Below are 16,740 nucleotides of genomic sequence, written 5' to 3' on the forward strand. Positions count from 1 at the left end.
AACTTTGATTCGGAAAAGGTCTTAGCAGTGTCGTTATATCAGCTCAAATCAGGGTTTCAACATCAGCTGCGACCTATCAGCAATCACTTGGTAGCGATAGGCATCAGCGCAAACCAAGTGACCATTAGCGCAGTGGCGTTAAGTGTTGGAACGGCAGTTATTATTGCGCGCATTGATTGTGACCATCAGCGCCGTATTTGGCTGATATTGCCGTTGTCCTTATTTTTGCGAATGGCAATGAACGCCATTGATGGCATGATGGCACGCGAGCACAAGCAAGCAACCAAACAAGGCGCTATTTTGAATGAAGCCGGCGATATCGTTTCAGACTGGGCGCTGCTTGCCAGCTTTCGGGCGCATTTAACGCCTGATCAACAATGGCAGTTATCAAGTGTTCAAAAATTAAGCCTGATTACCGAACTCATTGCCATTGCAGCTGAAAAAACAGCAGGAGCGCGCGCCAATCATGGACCGTTAGGAAAAAGCGACCGCGCTTTTGAAATAGGTATCATCGGTACATTGGTTGCCCTAAATGCGCCTTTAAAACCCATCACTTCCTTGTTATTAGCTATCAATCAATTACTGCTCATTAAAACCAGTCTCAATCGCCTTGCTTTTATCGCCGAGCATTATTTTAATCATTTCCATCCGCCGCCATTGGCAATCGCTCAATCAAAGCCCTTACCGTTTTTTAGCCCATCGCAAGGAGGCGATATGCCAAATTCATCAACTAAAACGCCGCCAATCATCAGCGAACAAAGCTGCTTTAACGCTTACGATGGCACGGCGATTTATTATCGCTATTGGCTAACCATGCCTTTATCCGAGCTAAAAAATAGCCAAAACGCGCAAAAACAAGTCATCCTAATGCACCGAGGTCACGAGCATTCAGGGCGATTAGAAGACGTGGCGTTAGGCTTTGTTAACTCAGGCTACCAAGTTTTTGCTTGGGATGCTCGCGGCAATGGTCGCTCAGGCGGCATCAAAGATTATGCCAAAAGCGTGACCGAGCTTGAACGCGATTTGGACGATTTTGTGCGCTTGGTGGTTAAAAAATCAACCATCGCCATTGACAACACCGTCATTGTCGCAAGCAGCATTGGCGCAACGCTTGCCGCAGCTTGGGTTCACGATTACGCGCCTAATATTCGCGGCATGATTTTGGGAACGCCTGCCCTGCGCATTCGGCTTTATTTGCCGTTTGCCCTGCCAATGCTCAAAGCCGCTCGCAAGCTTAACCTGATGCCGCGCGTGTCAAGCTATGTCAAAGCGCAAGTATTAACCCACGACAAAACCGCGCAAGCCGAATACCAAGCCGACCCGCTGATTTCAAGCAGCATTTCAAGCGACTTGCTGATTGACACCCACGCCACCGGAAAGCGGCTACTTGAGGACGCCGGCGCAATTACCACGCCGACCTTTATCCTTTGCGCGGGCAAAGATTATGTCGTGGATAAACAAGCTGAACGCGAGTTTTTTGAAGGTATCCGCGCGCCTAACAAGCGTTGGAAGCTTTATCCTGACAGCTTTCACGCCATTTTTCATGAAACCAACAAGGCTGAGATCATCCAAGACTGTATCAATTTTGCCGAAACGCTGTTTGACGCGCCTGCCAAAACCGTTGATTTAAGTCAAGCTCATAACGACAGCGCGAGCAAGGATACCGTCGATAGGCTTGCCATTAAGCCATTTAACCCAAGCTTTGCCCTCACCCGACTTGCCATGCAAAAATTCGGTCATATCAGCGATGCGATTGCAACAGGGCTTGAGCATGGCTTTGATTCTGGCAGCTCGCTTGATAAAGTTTATGACAATCAGCCTCGCGGCAAAAACGTACTTGGTCGCGCCGTTGACAGATTTTATTTAAATAATATTGGTTGGCAAGGCATTCGCATTCGCCGTCAGCATTTATTGGAGCTTGCTAAGCTTGCCATTGATGACTTAAGTACAGATAAAACTCCCCTAAAGCTGCTTGATATTGCCAGTGGCAACGGCTATTACGTGATGGAGCTGTTGCAACAATTTGCGCACATCAGCGCCGAACTTCGTGATTATGACGCTCATAATATCAAGGTTTTGCAAGAAAAAGCGCTTGAGCATGGCGTAAGCACGCAAGTCCAAACACTGCAAAAAGACGCCTTTTGTAAAGACAGCTATTTAGACCCATCTGAATTTGATTTGGCAATCGCGTCAGGCGTTTTTGAGCTGTTCTCAAGCAATGACTTAATTATGACCGCGCTTGAGGGCATTTATCATAGCCTAACTGACGGCGGTTATTTCATTTACACCAATCAGCCGTGGCACCCTGAACAAGAATTTATCGGCAAAACGCTCACCAACCATCAAGGTCAAAGCTGGCTCATGCGCTGCCGCTCGCAAGCTGAAATCGACCAATTGGTGCAAAAAGCAGGATTTACCAAAGTAGCGATGCGAATCGACCATTTTGGCATTTTTACGGTTTCGCTTGCCAAAAAAGACAGCTGCGCGATATGACGCCTTATCAAAGGGTCTTGCTATTTTCAGGCGGCAGCGTTCGATTTGGCTATTATTTGGGCAGTTATGCCGCGCTTTGTGAGTTTGGTTTGCCGCCCGATTTGATTTTAGCATCTTGCGGTGGCAGTTTGGCGGCGCTTTTGGTGGATATCGCCCCTGACCCAAAAGACTTACGCGACCTATCGCGAAGCCGAGCCCTTTATCACGCCCTTTGCCAAAATCAGCCCAATAGCACAAAAAACCCGTTTAGCATGACCAATCATCGTCATTTATATCAGGCGTTAAAGCGCTACTGCTTAAATCAAAACCGAAGCCAAAGCTATTTAAACCAAAAGCTTAAAAAATTTGCCGATTACCGCGCCGCTGACTGCATGGAAAGCTTGCTTGATGAGCTAACAAACCAAGCGCTATTTACCATTGATGACGATTGGCTAACTCCGCTGCTAACTTTAAAAGCAAATTCCAATGCGAAAACTATTCCAAAAGCTCCAGATATTGCCATTATTGCCAGTCGTTTTTATCAACCGAATAATGAAACCAAAGCGACGACCCTATTAAAAACGCGAACCCCAAACTTTTATCTTCAAGAAGTGCTTTTTGCGCCAAAAGCTTTAGCCAACCATCCTTTGCTAATGGCAATGACCTGCCCGCTGCATCAAGCCGCGCCCAACCGAATTGCCAAAAGCATTTACCCCGTTTTTGATTGGCAGTTTGAACACGCCGTTCGCGCCTCTATTGCCGATATGTATTATTTATCACCGATTTATATTGATGATTTGGGTTGGTCGCTTGGCGGGGTGATTGATTTAACGCCCATTGAAATGGCAGTGACACTTGGCAAAACGGTCTTTGCCGAAACCAAAGCCGATTATGACCCAAAACTTGCCAGCCCTGCTATCAAGTACGTTTTTGGTTTTGACCCCAATCAGCGTTGGCAAAATGTTTATCAAGAATTTGGCGACTCTTTAGAACATAACGTTCACTGGCTGCCTTTTGCCGACCAAGTTGCCGCTTTAAATGGCAATTATATGGCTAAAAAATTTCGACCGCTATTAGGAAAAGTTGAGCTGAATTATCCAAGCTATGATAAGTTTGTTCAGCAAATGACGGCGCAGTGGCAATTTGGCTATCAACGAACTGCGGATTATCTTAAAAAATTATCTTAAAAAATTACCTTAAAAAATTAGCTTAAAAAGGACAATTCACTTGCCTGACAATGATTTAGCCAATCCGCCAAGCGTGCTAATTTTTGGCGGCACAAGCGGGATTGGTCTAGCACTTGCACTTCGGCATTTGGCAGACGGTTGGCGCGTTACCGTTGTTGGCAATTGCTTAGATAAAATTAACAAAATTCGTAAAACTTATCCCAATATGCAAACGCTACAATGCGATTTAACGTTAACGTGTCAGCGGCGGCAGTTGTTTTATCAGCTTAAAAATGACACCAAGCCTTTTTTTAATCGTGTGATTTATTCAGCGGGTTGGTATCTCAACGAGCGCCAATTACAATTAAATAGTGAGGACAGCCATAAAATGCTGGCGATAAATTTGCAAGCGTTTAACGATATGATGCTTTGGGCAAGTGAGGTGCTGACCGCGCAAGCAAATCATCAACCTTTAAATTCAAACTTGCCAAAACCTGCCATAATTTGCCTCGCCTCTATCGCCGGAATAATGACTTACCCTTACGCCAGTCTTTATGCGCGCTGCAAACACGCCATGATTGCCACTTGTGACGCTTACCGATTGGCGCTGAAACCTTTTAACATTCAGGTCAATTGCATTGCCTCAGGCTACATCGATACCCAAAGCCTTCGCAACTTAAATCATGGTGATGCCAGCCACAAGCCGTTTATTATCAGTGAGGCGCTCGCAACCGATTATATGATGACCGCCATTAATGACGATATTAAATTGGCGATTTTTCCAAAGCCCATGCGCTACCTTGTTCAAACCTTAAACGCCCTCCCCAAGCCTTTACTCAACTTTCTTATGAAAAAACGCTTGGATAAGCCTGCCAATAAATAAGGGTAAATAAAGGCACGCCAATCAGCAAACTGTCCACGCGGTCTAATATGCCGCCATGACCGGGCAACAGCGCGCCCATATCTTTGACCTGATGGCGGCGTTTAAATGCCGAAACGAGCAAATCGCCGCAAATCCCCGTCACCGCCAATACATAGGCAACCCCAAAGCAAACAAGCGCTCCAAAAGGCGTCAACCAAAGCCCAAGTAGCGCTGCTAATAGTGACGATAACAAACTGCCAAATACCGCCCCTTCAATCGTTTTATTGGGGCTGATCGTGGGCGCAAGTTTTCGCTTGAACAAGCGCTGACCCAATGCTTTTCCGCAAAGATACTGCGCAATGTCGTTAAATTGACTGGCAAACAGCACAAACAATATCACGCCATGCTGATGATGATAAAGCGTCAAATGATTGAGTAAGATTAAGCTTAAAATTAACGTAAAAAATAGAACCGTTAAAATTACGGTGAATAACGTATGTTTTTTCGCAAGGCGATTGCGAGAAACCCTGAACATCTCAATGCCGCCTTGAGCCCCCATTAAAACAAACAACCCATCTAATAGCCAACGATAAGGATAACTACCTGCCGCATTTTGCCATTGTGACCATAAATAGCCAGAAAATAAGATAACAAGCAGCCACCACCATGAGCGGGCAATTAAGTAAATCGAGGAAAATTTTTGATGATTATCAGGCAAGCGCAGCCACTGCCAAACCACAAAATTGACAGCTAAAATAATGACAATAAACTGCTGGTCGGAAGCTAAGTCTGCGGTCATTGCCTTTAACCTACCATTAATTCAACAGCAAAAAAGCGGATTAAAATCACAATTTCACTAAACTTAAGCTTTATTATACGGCTTTCAATTAAAAAAGGCGCTTAGCGAACGCCTTTTTTGCCAACGCTTGCAATCAGCGCGACCATCACCATTCCCATGATGATTAACATCAGCGACATCGTGTGCGCAGCTTCATAATTGAGCGCCTCGACCTGCTCATAAATAGCGATGGATACGACCTTGGTTTCATGCGGAATGCTGCCGCCAATCATCAAAACGACGCCAAACTCACCAATGGTATGGGCAAAGCTGACCAAGCTGCCAAGGATAATGCCGATTTTAACTTGCGGTAAAATCACTTGCCAAAAGCAGCGCAACCGGCTTGGCTCAAGCAAATGCGCTGCCTCAAGCATACTTTTTGGCAAGCGCGCGCACTGAGCGTAAACCGGCTGAATGTAAAACGGCAACGAATAAACAATCGAGCCAATGACCAAGCCTTCAAAGGTAAAGGTCAGCGCGCTTAAATGATGACTGACAAGCCATTTGCCAATGCCATAATTTGGGCTAAATAGCAGCAGCAAATAAAAGCCAATCACCGTTGGCGGTAGCACCAGCGGCATGGCAATCACGCCCATCAGTAGCACTTTGATACGCTTGACAATCGTGGTGCTACTTGGCTTAGCAAGCCAATAGGCAAGCGGAGTGGCAAAAACAAGCAAGCAAAGCGTCGTCACAGCAGCAAGCTTAATGCTTACCCAAACGGGGGCAAGCATTTCAGCCGCAACCACCTGCCCTATCATTATAACAACACCTAATGTTTACCTAAAATAAGCCGTTAGACCTCATTTCAATGGCAAATAACCGGCTTTGGCAAAGTAGTCTTGACCTTTTGCGCCAAGTAAATAGTTGGTAAAGTCGGTGGCAACTTTGCCCTCTTTTACTACGATGCCGTCTTGCAAAATCGCCGGATAAGCGCTTTGCTCTAAAACGTAATATTTATCAGCAGGTGCGTCCACGCCTTTGACTTGCGATAACGCCACAAAGCCATAATCAACGCTTCCAGTGTGCGCGTATTGAAACGCTTGACCGATATTTTCCGCCTGAATCAGCCGCTTTTTGGCAACCAAGTTATCATAAGCTTTTTGGTCGCTCAGATACATTTTCGCTGCCGCACCATACGGGGCAAGGTCAGGATTGGCAATGGTAAATTTATTGCCGCTGTCTTCGGTGACCAGTTTTTTCAGCGAGTCAGGGGTAAAATCCGTTAAAGCGTGTTTGGTGCTGTAAAGCGTTAGCTGACCTTGAGTGTAAGTGAATGGCATGCTTTTGTCTTTAAGCATGCCACCTGCAAGCTTTGCCGGAAAATCTTGGTCAGCCGATAAAAAGATATCGTAAGGCGCGCCGGCTTCAATTTGAGCAACCAGCTTTCCTGAGGAGGCAAAAGTAACGTCAATTTTTTGATTGGGAATATTATTATCAGCTTTATAACTGTCGATGATTTCCGGCAACACGTCCGATAAGTTGGCGGCGGCGGCAATGCGGATTTCCTTTCCTTCGGTCGGCTTAGCATCCTGCGCAGTTGCGTCTTGGCTTTGCTCTTGTTGGTTAGGCTGTTGCGATGACGTCTGCGTAGTTTCTTGCGTAGTTTGGTTAGCAACAGGGTCGCTTGGTGCTTCAGTTTTGCTACAAGCGGTTGCCATAACCCCAACAGCGGCGCTCAAACCAATCATCAATAGCTTTGATGGTTTGGTTACTTGTGCGGTTAATAGTTCGCAATCAGCTTGGGTCATCGCAATCGTCCTTAATTTCGATAATTTTATGAATTTTTAATCAGCAAAGAGTCGATAATCGTTCTATTGTGCCAAAGCACTTATTATAATGATACTTAAATTACCAATTTAATTATAATTTTAAGAAAAATAGTTATATCGACCAATTTTTTAACCATTGTTGCTTAGCCATTTTGATGGCGCATCAGGATAATATTCTTGCTTCCAAATTGGAATATCTGCTTTGACGGTATCCAAAATCCAGCGGCAAGCTTCAAAAGCGGCATCTCGATGCGCCGCCGAAACGCCTATCCAAACCGCCACATCGCCAATCGCAAGCGCGCCAATTCGGTGCATGGCAACGGCATTGACAATATCAAATTTTGCTTTGGCCTCAGCAATAATCAAGCGACCTTGGTTAATCGCCAAGTCCTCATAGCCATAGTAGGTGAGGCGCTGAACGCTACTGTCATTGTTATGATTGCGGACGCGACCATCAAAGCTGACCAGCGCCCCGCTTTCATCATTAATTAGCGCGCGTTTTAATCGCTCTTCATCAATCGGCAAATCTAGCAGCGCAAAGCCGTCATTAATAGCAAGATGATAAGCGTCATCAGCGCTACGTTTAATTTTCATTGCGCCTTGATGAACGCTTTTTTCAATATGATTTTGCATGACCGTTATCCTCGTTTAAGCTTAACCACCAGCAACAGGGCTGATAAATACAATACTATCACCGTCGTTAATAGCATCGTCCCATGAGGCAAAATAGTCGTTGATTGCCACGCGCAGCAATGATTGCGGCAGGCTTAACTTATGCTTTTGCCGCAGCATTTCATAAAGTGTGCTCAGCGAGGTATTTTTATCGATGGTCAGCGTTTCATCATTGATTCCGGCGTCATCGGCAAGGCTTGTAAAATATAAAATAGTAATTTGAATGGTTTCTGCGCTCATAGTCAACTCCTTTTGTGAAAACTTAAATAGTTATATGACTTTTTGCGCTATTTATCGCCGCTCATTGCATAATCCGATTTGCCACCAGTTTTTTGCAATAGCTGAATATTATCAATGACAATATCGTGCGATAGGGCTTTGGTCATGTCATAAATGGTCAAGCAAGCCATGCTGACGGCGGTTAAGGCCTCCATTTCAACGCCGGTCTTATGAGTAACTCTGACGGTCGCAGTCACGCTGATGGCAAAGTTTTTATCATCAAAGTCAAAGGTCAAACCAATCTTATCAAGCGGCAATGGGTGACAAAGTGGAATAAAATCGGCGGTTTTTTTCGCCGCCATAATTCCTGCAATGTGCGCCGTTTGGGTGATGCTGCCTTTTTTGGTCATGCCATCGGCGGCTTTGATTTGCGCGTAAATTTCGGGTAAAAAACGCACCTGAGCTTGGGCGGTCGCCTCGCGCGTGGTCGCTAATTTGCCGCTGACATCGACCATTTGAATGTCGCCTGACGCATCTAGGTGCGACAGTTGATTGGCGTTTTGATTGTCGCTGCTATTTGACTGACTGGTATTTAATTGACTGCTCATAACTTTCCAAAATTATAAATCTTTTAATGATAATTTTTTTAATGCTATAAAAGCTTGGCAAGCGCTTTTAAAGTCAGCTTGGGTGTTAAAGTTTGCTAGCGGCTGCCAAGATTTTGGTGCATCGACTGCGTCAGCCTTTGGCATGATAAATGGCATCACTCGGCGCTCACTACTATCAAGGTATGTCTTTAATTCGTTTGCTAATCTTAAACGATAAGCGCCCAATAACGGCAGAATTTTATGCTCGCTATTTAAGCAAATGATATCAGCTTGATTTGTATTATTTGCCGAAGCAACTTCATCGCGCAGTTTTTCCCAAAGCATCTTGGCTGAAATCAAACTGTCACAGCTCACTACCAATAGCCAACCATCATCAGGCAGCTCTTTCAGTGCTTGCATCGCGCCTAAAATCGCGACCAACGCCCCGCCCTGATTTTGGGCTTGAGCGCCTTTTATTTTGTAATCGCTGATTTGCTTTATATTTGTGCCATCACGGTTTTTTACTTTATCGAAAAAACCTTGACCATTATCTGCAATCAAAATCGGGCAGTTAAAAGCTTTTGCAGAATCAATATGATAATCAAGCAGCGGCTCACCATTTGGCAAGGTTAACAGCGCCTTTGCTGACCCCATCCGCCGTGATTGACCCCCTGCCAAAATAACGATAGCAACAGGCTTCAAAAGATTATCATTTGCCAACATATTATTTGCTTTAATTACGCTGATTAATGGCTTGGATTTTCACCTAAAAAGTGGGCGACAAAGTTACAAGGTCGGGTTCGGTTATCCAGTTGCTCTTTTAAAATACCTTCCCAGCCCGTTCGGCAAGCGCCCGATGACCCCGGTAAGCAAAAAATGCCGGTATTGTTTGCCATTCCGGCAATGGCTCGCGACTGCATGGTTGACATGCCAATATCGTCTTTGGAAATCAAGCGGAACATCTCGCCAAAGCCATCAACCAACTTATCAAACAGCACGCTGACCGCTTCAGGAACGCTGTCGCGCTTATAAAACCCAGTGCCGCCGGTGGTGATAATGGCGTGGATGTTTTTGTCAGCAATCCAAGCGCTAATGACGGCGCGGATTTGGTAAACATCATCGGTGACCACTTTTCGGTCGGCAAGATTGTGACCGGCTTCGGTTAAGCTGTCGGCAAGATATTTTCCTGAGGTGTCCTCAGCCAAAGTTCGGCTGTCGGAGACGCAAAGCACGGCAATATTAAGCGGTAAAAATGGCGCTTGGAGCTTACTCATTGGTGATCCTTTTTTATGTTTTTTAATGAAGTCTTTCTTATGACTTTTAACCGCCAATGATGGATAAATTGGTCATCATTCCGCTGTTGTTATCGTGCAAATGGTGGTGCTCAGGTTTGATTGGCATCAGATTTTGCAGCGCATTTATTAATGGCTGCGGATTATCCTGCTGCAAAAAAGGTCGAATATCATAGTTACCTTGGTCAAATAAGCACAAATGAACGCGGCCGTGACAGCTGACCCGAAGCCGGTTGCAATTGTCGCAAAAATGGGCAGCATAAGGGGCAATAAGCCCAATCCTACCTAAATAATCCGGATGCGAAAATTCAATGGCAGGACCATCGCTTTGACCTCGGATTTCTGCCTGCCAGCCGCGCTCAAGCAGATAGCTTTTAACGCGGTCGGCGTTGGCATGCTGCGCAAAAAACAGCTGACTGTTGTCACTGGTCTGCATAAATTCGATAAAGCGATAGGTGACCGGTCGCGATTTAACAAAATCAAGGGCGTAAATCAGGTTATCAAAGACCGTTTCTTTCATCAAAATGCTGTTGATTTTAAGCTTAATATCGGTGCTTTCAAGCAGCATTTCCATATCTTTCATGAGCATAGGTAACGTATTCATGCCGGTCATTTGATGAAAAATATCAGCATCAAAGCTATCAATGCTGATATTCAGCTGATTAAGTCCGGCAGCTTGCCAGCCTGCCAAATGCTTGCCAAGCTTATAGCCATTACTGGTCATCGCAATGGTGTCGATTCCGGCAGTTTGGCGAACGGTTTCGATAATTTGGGTAACGTCTTGGCGGATGGATGGCTCGCCGCCGGTGATTCGCACTTTTTTGGTGCCAAGCATGGCAAAGCCTTTCACCAAGCATTTGATTTCAGGCAAGGTCAGCTCGTCTTTGGCGCGAACGCCTTGATAACCGTCAGGCAGGCAGTATTCACAGCGAAAATTGCAAAAATCGGTGATGGAGAGGCGCAAATAAGTCAGCTGCCGCGAAAATCCGTCGGTAAGCGCATCAACCGTTTCGGACGCTGGAGCGATTGCACTCAACTTTGGCGAATCAACGCTTGCGCGAACAGGCGTCGGCACAAATTGCTGAGCGGTGTTGGCAGTTGGGCGCTGATACGTCATCATTCACATCCTTGGTTGATGGCAGGTTCGTGGCAGTTATAGTTAACCATCTTACATATATAAGGTTTTTTAAGCAAAACTCCATGGAAAAGGCTGAACTACTACGTCACTTCCTGCCTTTAGGCTTCCTGAATCCTTATCAAGAACGATAAAGCAATTGGCATCGCTGAGCTGCTTGATTCGGTGCGACTGCTGATGGGCACTGCCTTTGACTTCATAATTGCCCAAGCCATCTTGGGTCAAAATACCGCGCTGAAAGTCTTTGCGACCGGCGGCTTTTTTAATGTCGCAAGTCAGCTTGGCTTTTATCATCAATGGCTTTGGAATGTCGCAAGTAGCTGTCCCTGACAGTTGCCAAAGCGCCGGAATGACAAATTGCAAGGTTCCTACCAGTGCCGATAACGGATTACCCGGCAAGCCAAAATATAAAATCGGTGCTGAGCTGTTTTCTGCCGATTTTGAGCGCTTTAACTCCCCAAAAACAAACGGCTTCCCCGGTTTCATGGCGACTTTATAATGGTTAATTTTGCCGACTTCTTCGATGACCGGCGTTAAAAAGTCATAATCACCAACGGAAACGCCCGCGCTTGAGACCAAAACGTCGCACTCGGTTGTCGCTAATTTTATAGCGTTAATGGTGGCGTCTTTATTATCAGGAATGATGCCATAGTCTTTTATATTGATAGGCAAGTCAGTAAGTAAGGTCTTGATGGTTGGCGAGTTGCCGTTATAAATCTGCGCTAGGCTCTCAAGCTTGCCACCAAGCGCCACAAGCTCGTCACCAGTAGCAATCAGCCCAACGGTTAACGGTTTAAAAACTTGAACTTCCGCTATTCCTAAATTGGCAAGCAAGCTGATATCGGTAGGATTTAAGCGTTTTTGGGCGCTAAGAACCACCGCGCCTTTGGTGATTTCCTCCCCTTGGCGGCGGATATGGTTATCCACGCTTGGCAAGTCGGTGACGGTAATATCATAAGGTTTTGATTTGTCGATGTGATGGCGAATGGTGGCAAAATCGGTATTTTCTTGGATTAAAATGCGGTCGCAATCGCTTGGAACGACCGCACCGGTAAATATCCGAACGCCCTCACCTGACTGCAAATTGCTGGTAAAGGCGCGACCGGCTTGCGACTCGCCAACAATACTGATTTTGGCATCTTTGGCAATCGTCGACCCTTTGGCAATCGCATAACCATCCATCGCCGATAAGTCCTGCCGTGGCACATCAAACGGCGCGGTAACATCGACCGCCAAAATATGATTAAGACTATCAAGTAGCGGAACAGTAATAGCTTGGCGCTTGTTCAGTGGCAAATCAGTTTGGTTATAATCATCAATCCGCGCGCTAATCGCGGCAACCAGCGCTTCCATCGTAATCATATTTGGCTCTTTTTATTTGTTTTTTTTAAATAAGTTTGCTTTTTTCTTAATCATCTAGCCAGCCATTTTTTTGCGCAAATTCAAGCTGACTTTTGGTATCAATATCATAGCAAAGCTTTGGATTGGTTAAGGTTGCAATTTGGCAAGCGTCCAAACTACGAATTAGCACACGAAGCCCTTTATCGCCTGAAAGCTTATCTTGCCACTCCATAAGCTTAGCATAATCAATGGCAATAGGAAGCCCAACAATATTAGCGCGCGGGTCATCAAGATTGGCAGAGGCGTTACAATCTTTTGGATAACGGCTCGCTGCGACGACTTTTTTAACCGCTAATAGTTTTTGCAGAAAATCGCTGTTTAAATGAATTTGGTCAATTCCTAAAATTAATACGCGGTTAATACCAAAGCTTTCTGGCAAAGATTTAAGCATTTTTATCCCTAAATTTAAGCTTTGACCCATGCCTTTTTCGGGAGCCGGATTGATAACAATGTAATTGCGATTCGATAATTTGCTAAGAGAGGTTAAAACATCAGCTAAATTTTTGGATTGGTTTTGACTGATGATAATGATGGCAGCAGGGTTGGTTTTTAGCGCGGCTTTGGTCATCACTTCAATTAATGGTTGACCATGTTTGCAAAGTAGCTGCTTTGGCGTTCCAAGTCGCGTGCTTAACCCTGCCGCTAGAATAATGACGACGTGACGGGAAGTTGGCACTGCATCTTGAAATTCAGTGGTCATTGTTTTTTTGACCCTCTTCCATTTTTATCAAATCACAATCATGAATAACCGCGCTCATTTGCGCCATGATGCTAAGGGCTAAGGCTTCAGGACCATCGCCGCCAAGCTTAAGACCAATGGGGAAATGCAGCTTTTTAATCCCTTGGTTAAAAATTTCAGGAGTTAAACTTGCCGTTTTAATCTCGCCAATCAAGCGCTCAGTTCGATATTTGGGACCAAGTTGACCTAAATAATGATAATGATTTGGTTTGGCAAGCAATATATTAAGCCTTGCTCTATCTTGACTTAAGCTGTGCGACATGACGGCAATTAAGGCATTTTTGCTTAAATCAAGCAGCGTTTCGGCATCATCAAGTGAAACGCAAAGTACGTTATCAGCCGCCGAAAATCGTAACCTTGTTGCATAATGCGCTCGGCTATCAATGACGGTCACGTGCCAATCTTGCATTTTAGCAAGGCTGACCAGTGGCATCACGTCGTTTCCTGCACCGCAAATTAGCAGTCGAATTTGCGGTTTTATTTTTTGAATCAGCCAAGTGCTTTTATCCACTTCACAATGAATAAAAGGTTTTTTATCAAATTTTTGCGCATTAAAATCGGTTAACTTCGGCAATAATTTATCGCCAATAACTTGCGCTTTATCTTGACTATTTATTAATCTATTTTCATCTTGCGATAAATCATCTAAGCAAAACCGTGTTCCGATAGCAAACTTTGGGTTATTTGAATCAATAACGGTGGCAATCGTTTTAGATAATTGCGATTGCCGGACGTGCTCAATTAAGCTTAAGAAAGGTTTTGCGGCAGTTAACCGCTCAAATAACACGTGAACGCGACCGTTGCAGCCAAGACCAAAGTTTAACGCTTCATCGACCTCGTCGTCGTCATCGTCGCTGTTGCCCGTTTGGTAAATTTGAACGGTTGCGCCGGCTTTGGTGAGCCAAAACGCTTTTTTGATGATATGCGGCTCAAGGCAGCCGCCGCTGATCATACCAACGGAGCGACCATCTTCGCAAATGAGCATCATCGCACCAACTTGCCGATAAGCTGAGCCTTCAGTTTTCACCACCGTTGCCAAAACCGCGTCAATGCCCTCATTTCGAGCCGTTTTGGCAAGGCGTAAAATATCGCTAACTTGGTTCATCAGCATTCAGGAAGCTTGTCAAGTAAGTGCTCGATTTTAATAGGAAACTCACGGATACGGACGCCAGTTGCGTTATAAACTGCGTTGGCAATCGCTGCTGCCGCCCCCGAAATCGCCGTCTCACCAATGCCTTTAATGTGAATGGGATTGGTATATTTATCGTCCTCATCGAGCAGGGTAACGTCAAGCTGTGGCACGTCAGCATTGACCGGAATATGATATTCTGCCAAGTCATGGTTACAAAGGCGACCGGTACGTTTGTCGTGAACGATTTCCTCCATAAGCGCTGAGCCTATACCAAAGACCATGCCACCATAGCATTGGGACGTTGCGGTTTTGTGGTTTAAAATCCTGCCGGCGGTAAAGACGCCGGTCATTCGGCGAACGCGAATCTCGCCGGTAACGCGATGAACGCCAACCTCAACAAAGTTTGCGCCATAGCAAGCTTGGCGGTAGTCTTTTTGGGTTTTCCCTGGTTTAATCGTGCCAAGGGCGCTGATTTTATTGTCATCAAAATGCGTTAATATTTCGCTTAAATTTTTGGGTGAGGATAAATCGATTGGGCTAGTTTTATGGCTGTCTTGGTCTTGTTTTCCTTTGTTATCGTTAGAGAGCTTATTAAGCGCATCTTTTGCGGTTTCGGTTGCTTTGTTGATAATTTCAGCTGAAACGATTTCGGCTTTTTCTTTAACTGCTTGTTTTAACTCATCAATCATTCCAGAGTGATTTTGCTCATTCTCGTCAGACTTTTGAGCCGTACCGTTATCCATAGTGAGGCTATCGCTTGCAATACTCGCACGCTCGGCAATCAGTTCGCGAAGTTTTTGACAAGCTAAATAAACACTGCTTCCGGCACTTGCGGCGCCAACACTACCGCCTGATCCGGATGCCGGTGGCAAGTTGGTATCGCCTAAATTGATGACGACGTGGTCAAGCGGTAAGCCAAGCATTTCAGCGGCAATTTGCGCAAGAACCGTATAAGAGCCCGTGCCAATATCGGTCATATCGGTCTCAATGACAGCTTCAATGCCAAGCGGCTTTTGGTCACTTAATTGCAGGCTTGCTCGGGCTTGCGACTTTTGCAAATTGTTGACGCGGCAAGCCACCGCCACTCCCATGCCAACGAGCCAATCGCCATCGCGGGTGCTGCAAGGGGTGGGTTGACGCTGATCCCAGCCGAACTTTTCCGCGCCAACTTTCATACACTCCACCAAGTGACGGCTTGAGTAGGGAATGTCTTTACTGGGGTCTTTTTTGGGTTCGTTTAAAATCCGCAATTTAATAGGGTCAAGGTTCAGCTTTTCGGCAAGCTCATCCATCGCGCATTCCATGGCGATTTGACCAACCGCCTCCCCTGGCGCGCGCATGGACCCTGCCAGCACTTGATTCATCCGAACCATTTTATAGCTGATTTTGCGGTTGTCCCCTTGATATAAAAACGGCGTGGACTCCGCGGTTGGCTCATAAAACGTTTGGTCAGGCAAATTGGTAATGATGCTGTCGTGAATAATGGTATGAATTCGACCGTCCTTGTCCGCGCCAAGTCCGATGCGCTGCTCGGTGTTGGAACGGCGAACGGTGGCTTCCATCACTTGCGGTCGTGACATAACCACCCGAACCGGTGCGTTTAATTGTTTTGCAGCCACGGCAGCGGCAATGAGTTCAGGGGCAATCCCAAGCTTACTGCCAAAGCCGCCGCCAACAAATCGCGACACCAAGCGAACGTTATCGGGCTTTAAATCAAGGGCATCAGCAACTTGCTGCTTACAGGACGCCAGCATCTGATTGGCAGTATAAAGGGTGATGTTGTCGCCATCCCATTTGGCAATGGTCGCGTGCGGTTCCATCGGCGAGTTGCTTTGGCTTGGTGTGATGTACCTTTTATCAATGCTAACTTCTGCATCTTTTAGCGTTTTTTCAGGGTCACCTTGGATTTGGGTCGGCACTTTGGGCATGCTATGCGCGCCCATTTTTTCTTTAGCAAAATTAAATGCGCCGTTATCTGTCTCATCTTGATATTCAATTTGAACTAATTTTGCCGCCTCGGTTGCTGCCTCAAAAGTTTTGGCAACGGCAAGGGCGACCGGCTGACCATGATAAACGATGGTATCGGCGCCTTGTGATGGCGACTTTTTCTTGCCGCCTTGCTGAGGATGGCGGATAAATTGCTCAAAATCGATGACGATATCCACAACGTTTGGCAGTTTTTTTGCAGCATCCGTATGAATTTGCGAAATTTTGCCTTTGCCAATGGTTGCACAAACCAAAACGCCAAACAGCTCATCGTTAAAGCGGTATTCGGCAGCATATTTGGCGTGACCGCTGACTTTTAAATCACCATGTAAGCGGTTGACCGGCTTGCCAACTTCAGGATTTGGCGTTTGACCAAGCAACGTTGGCACCGCCTCGTCCATGGTCAGCGTTTTGTGCGGCGCAAGTTTGTCATCAAGAAGCGATTTAATCTCAGAAATAGATGGCAT

General features: G+C 45.7%; 16 protein-coding genes. 3 read left to right on the top strand and 13 right to left on the bottom strand.

Annotated features, from left to right (window positions below; translation table 11 throughout):
* Window positions 1–27 precede the first annotated feature (27 nt).
* From ACZ5XY_RS01375 to ACZ5XY_RS01385, 3 genes are read left to right on the top strand one after another with little or no spacing between them, the layout of a single operon-like run.
* Window positions 28–2,493: an alpha/beta fold hydrolase gene (locus ACZ5XY_RS01375; RefSeq protein WP_464742270.1), complete on the top strand. Its 2,466-nt coding sequence runs from the start codon at window positions 28–30 to the stop codon at window positions 2,491–2,493.
* On the top strand, window positions 2,490–3,659 hold the full coding sequence (locus tag ACZ5XY_RS01380) for a patatin-like phospholipase family protein (protein ID WP_464742272.1): 1,170 nt from the start codon (window positions 2,490–2,492) through the stop codon (window positions 3,657–3,659). Before ACZ5XY_RS01375 ends, ACZ5XY_RS01380 begins: the two co-directional genes overlap by 4 nt.
* Before the next feature lie 40 nt (window positions 3,660–3,699).
* On the top strand, window positions 3,700–4,521 hold the full coding sequence (locus ACZ5XY_RS01385; RefSeq protein ID WP_464742274.1) for an SDR family NAD(P)-dependent oxidoreductase: 822 nt from the start codon (window positions 3,700–3,702) through the stop codon (window positions 4,519–4,521).
* Here ACZ5XY_RS01385 and ACZ5XY_RS01390 read toward each other — a convergent pair.
* The 13 genes from ACZ5XY_RS01390 to ACZ5XY_RS01450 form a co-directional block, all read right to left on the bottom strand.
* A complete protein-coding gene (locus tag ACZ5XY_RS01390) occupies window positions 4,484–5,299 on the bottom strand; it encodes a phosphatidate cytidylyltransferase (RefSeq protein ID WP_464742276.1) in 816 nt (271 codons plus the stop codon). The genes ACZ5XY_RS01385 and ACZ5XY_RS01390 overlap by 38 nt on opposite strands.
* A 101-nt stretch (window positions 5,300–5,400) precedes the next feature.
* Window positions 5,401–6,099 (bottom strand): molybdate ABC transporter permease subunit, encoded by a 699-nt coding sequence (gene modB, locus ACZ5XY_RS01395; protein ID WP_464742278.1) that lies wholly within the window; start codon window positions 6,097–6,099, stop codon window positions 5,401–5,403.
* 42 nt (window positions 6,100–6,141) lie between these two features.
* Window positions 6,142–7,089: a molybdate ABC transporter substrate-binding protein gene (modA, locus tag ACZ5XY_RS01400; RefSeq protein WP_464742280.1), complete on the bottom strand. Its 948-nt coding sequence runs from the start codon at window positions 7,087–7,089 to the stop codon at window positions 6,142–6,144.
* Between the two features lie 150 nt (window positions 7,090–7,239).
* On the bottom strand, window positions 7,240–7,743 hold the full coding sequence (locus tag ACZ5XY_RS01405; RefSeq protein WP_464742282.1) for a molybdenum cofactor biosynthesis protein MoaE: 504 nt from the start codon (window positions 7,741–7,743) through the stop codon (window positions 7,240–7,242).
* A 21-nt stretch (window positions 7,744–7,764) separates the two neighbouring features.
* Window positions 7,765–8,022: a MoaD/ThiS family protein gene (locus tag ACZ5XY_RS01410; RefSeq protein ID WP_464742284.1), complete on the bottom strand. Its 258-nt coding sequence runs from the start codon at window positions 8,020–8,022 to the stop codon at window positions 7,765–7,767.
* Window positions 8,023–8,069: 47 nt separating this feature from the next.
* Complete coding sequence (gene moaC, locus ACZ5XY_RS01415) at window positions 8,070–8,609, bottom strand: cyclic pyranopterin monophosphate synthase MoaC (protein ID WP_464742286.1); 540 nt, start codon at window positions 8,607–8,609, stop codon at window positions 8,070–8,072.
* A 12-nt stretch (window positions 8,610–8,621) separates the two neighbouring features.
* The gene (mobA, locus tag ACZ5XY_RS01420; RefSeq protein WP_464742288.1) at window positions 8,622–9,290 is read right to left on the bottom strand and encodes a molybdenum cofactor guanylyltransferase; all 669 of its coding nucleotides are present in this window, start codon (window positions 9,288–9,290) and stop codon (window positions 8,622–8,624) included.
* Window positions 9,291–9,334: 44 nt separating this feature from the next.
* A complete protein-coding gene (gene moaB, locus ACZ5XY_RS01425; RefSeq protein WP_464742290.1) occupies window positions 9,335–9,862 on the bottom strand; it encodes a molybdenum cofactor biosynthesis protein B in 528 nt (175 codons plus the stop codon).
* A 46-nt stretch (window positions 9,863–9,908) separates the two neighbouring features.
* Window positions 9,909–10,997 (bottom strand): GTP 3',8-cyclase MoaA, encoded by a 1,089-nt coding sequence (gene moaA / locus ACZ5XY_RS01430; RefSeq protein WP_464743674.1) that lies wholly within the window; start codon window positions 10,995–10,997, stop codon window positions 9,909–9,911.
* A gap of 69 nt (window positions 10,998–11,066) precedes the next feature.
* Window positions 11,067–12,377 carry a molybdopterin molybdotransferase MoeA gene (locus tag ACZ5XY_RS01435; RefSeq protein WP_464742292.1) on the bottom strand — a complete coding sequence of 437 codons (1,311 nt, stop codon included), beginning with the start codon at window positions 12,375–12,377 and terminating at the stop codon, window positions 11,067–11,069.
* Window positions 12,378–12,423: 46 nt separating this feature from the next.
* Window positions 12,424–13,116, bottom strand: a complete 693-nt coding sequence (locus ACZ5XY_RS01440; protein ID WP_464742294.1) for an NTP transferase domain-containing protein — start codon at window positions 13,114–13,116, stop codon at window positions 12,424–12,426.
* Complete coding sequence (locus ACZ5XY_RS01445) at window positions 13,106–14,266, bottom strand: XdhC family protein (RefSeq protein ID WP_464742296.1); 1,161 nt, start codon at window positions 14,264–14,266, stop codon at window positions 13,106–13,108. Before ACZ5XY_RS01445 ends, ACZ5XY_RS01440 begins: the two co-directional genes overlap by 11 nt.
* Window positions 14,260–16,740 carry a molybdopterin cofactor-binding domain-containing protein gene (locus tag ACZ5XY_RS01450; RefSeq protein ID WP_464742298.1) on the bottom strand — a complete coding sequence of 827 codons (2,481 nt, stop codon included), beginning with the start codon at window positions 16,738–16,740 and terminating at the stop codon, window positions 14,260–14,262. The genes ACZ5XY_RS01445 and ACZ5XY_RS01450 overlap by 7 nt, the downstream gene beginning before the upstream one ends.

It is taken from the genome of Psychrobacter sp. GTC18467, assembly GCF_055397455.1.

What these genes read in the sequence shown, in the direction of transcription:
- ACZ5XY_RS01380 (WP_464742272.1), top strand. Translation starts at nt 2,490, where the DNA reads ATGACGCCTTATCAAAGGGTCTTGCTATTTTCAGGCGGCAGCGTTCGA.
- ACZ5XY_RS01390 (WP_464742276.1), bottom strand. Translation starts at nt 5,299, where the DNA reads ATGACCGCAGACTTAGCTTCCGACCAGCAGTTTATTGTCATTATTTTA.
- modB (WP_464742278.1), bottom strand. Translation starts at nt 6,099, where the DNA reads ATGATAGGGCAGGTGGTTGCGGCTGAAATGCTTGCCCCCGTTTGGGTA.
- modA (WP_464742280.1), bottom strand. Translation starts at nt 7,089, where the DNA reads ATGACCCAAGCTGATTGCGAACTATTAACCGCACAAGTAACCAAACCA.
- ACZ5XY_RS01405 (WP_464742282.1), bottom strand. Translation starts at nt 7,743, where the DNA reads ATGCAAAATCATATTGAAAAAAGCGTTCATCAAGGCGCAATGAAAATT.
- ACZ5XY_RS01410 (WP_464742284.1), bottom strand. Translation starts at nt 8,022, where the DNA reads ATGAGCGCAGAAACCATTCAAATTACTATTTTATATTTTACAAGCCTT.
- moaC (WP_464742286.1), bottom strand. Translation starts at nt 8,609, where the DNA reads ATGAGCAGTCAATTAAATACCAGTCAGTCAAATAGCAGCGACAATCAA.
- moaB (WP_464742290.1), bottom strand. Translation starts at nt 9,862, where the DNA reads ATGAGTAAGCTCCAAGCGCCATTTTTACCGCTTAATATTGCCGTGCTT.
- moaA (WP_464743674.1), bottom strand. Translation starts at nt 10,997, where the DNA reads ATGACGTATCAGCGCCCAACTGCCAACACCGCTCAGCAATTTGTGCCG.
- ACZ5XY_RS01435 (WP_464742292.1), bottom strand. Translation starts at nt 12,377, where the DNA reads ATGATTACGATGGAAGCGCTGGTTGCCGCGATTAGCGCGCGGATTGAT.
- ACZ5XY_RS01440 (WP_464742294.1), bottom strand. Translation starts at nt 13,116, where the DNA reads ATGACCACTGAATTTCAAGATGCAGTGCCAACTTCCCGTCACGTCGTC.
- ACZ5XY_RS01445 (WP_464742296.1), bottom strand. Translation starts at nt 14,266, where the DNA reads ATGCTGATGAACCAAGTTAGCGATATTTTACGCCTTGCCAAAACGGCT.
- ACZ5XY_RS01450 (WP_464742298.1), bottom strand. Translation starts at nt 16,740, where the DNA reads ATGCCATCTATTTCTGAGATTAAATCGCTTCTTGATGACAAACTTGCG.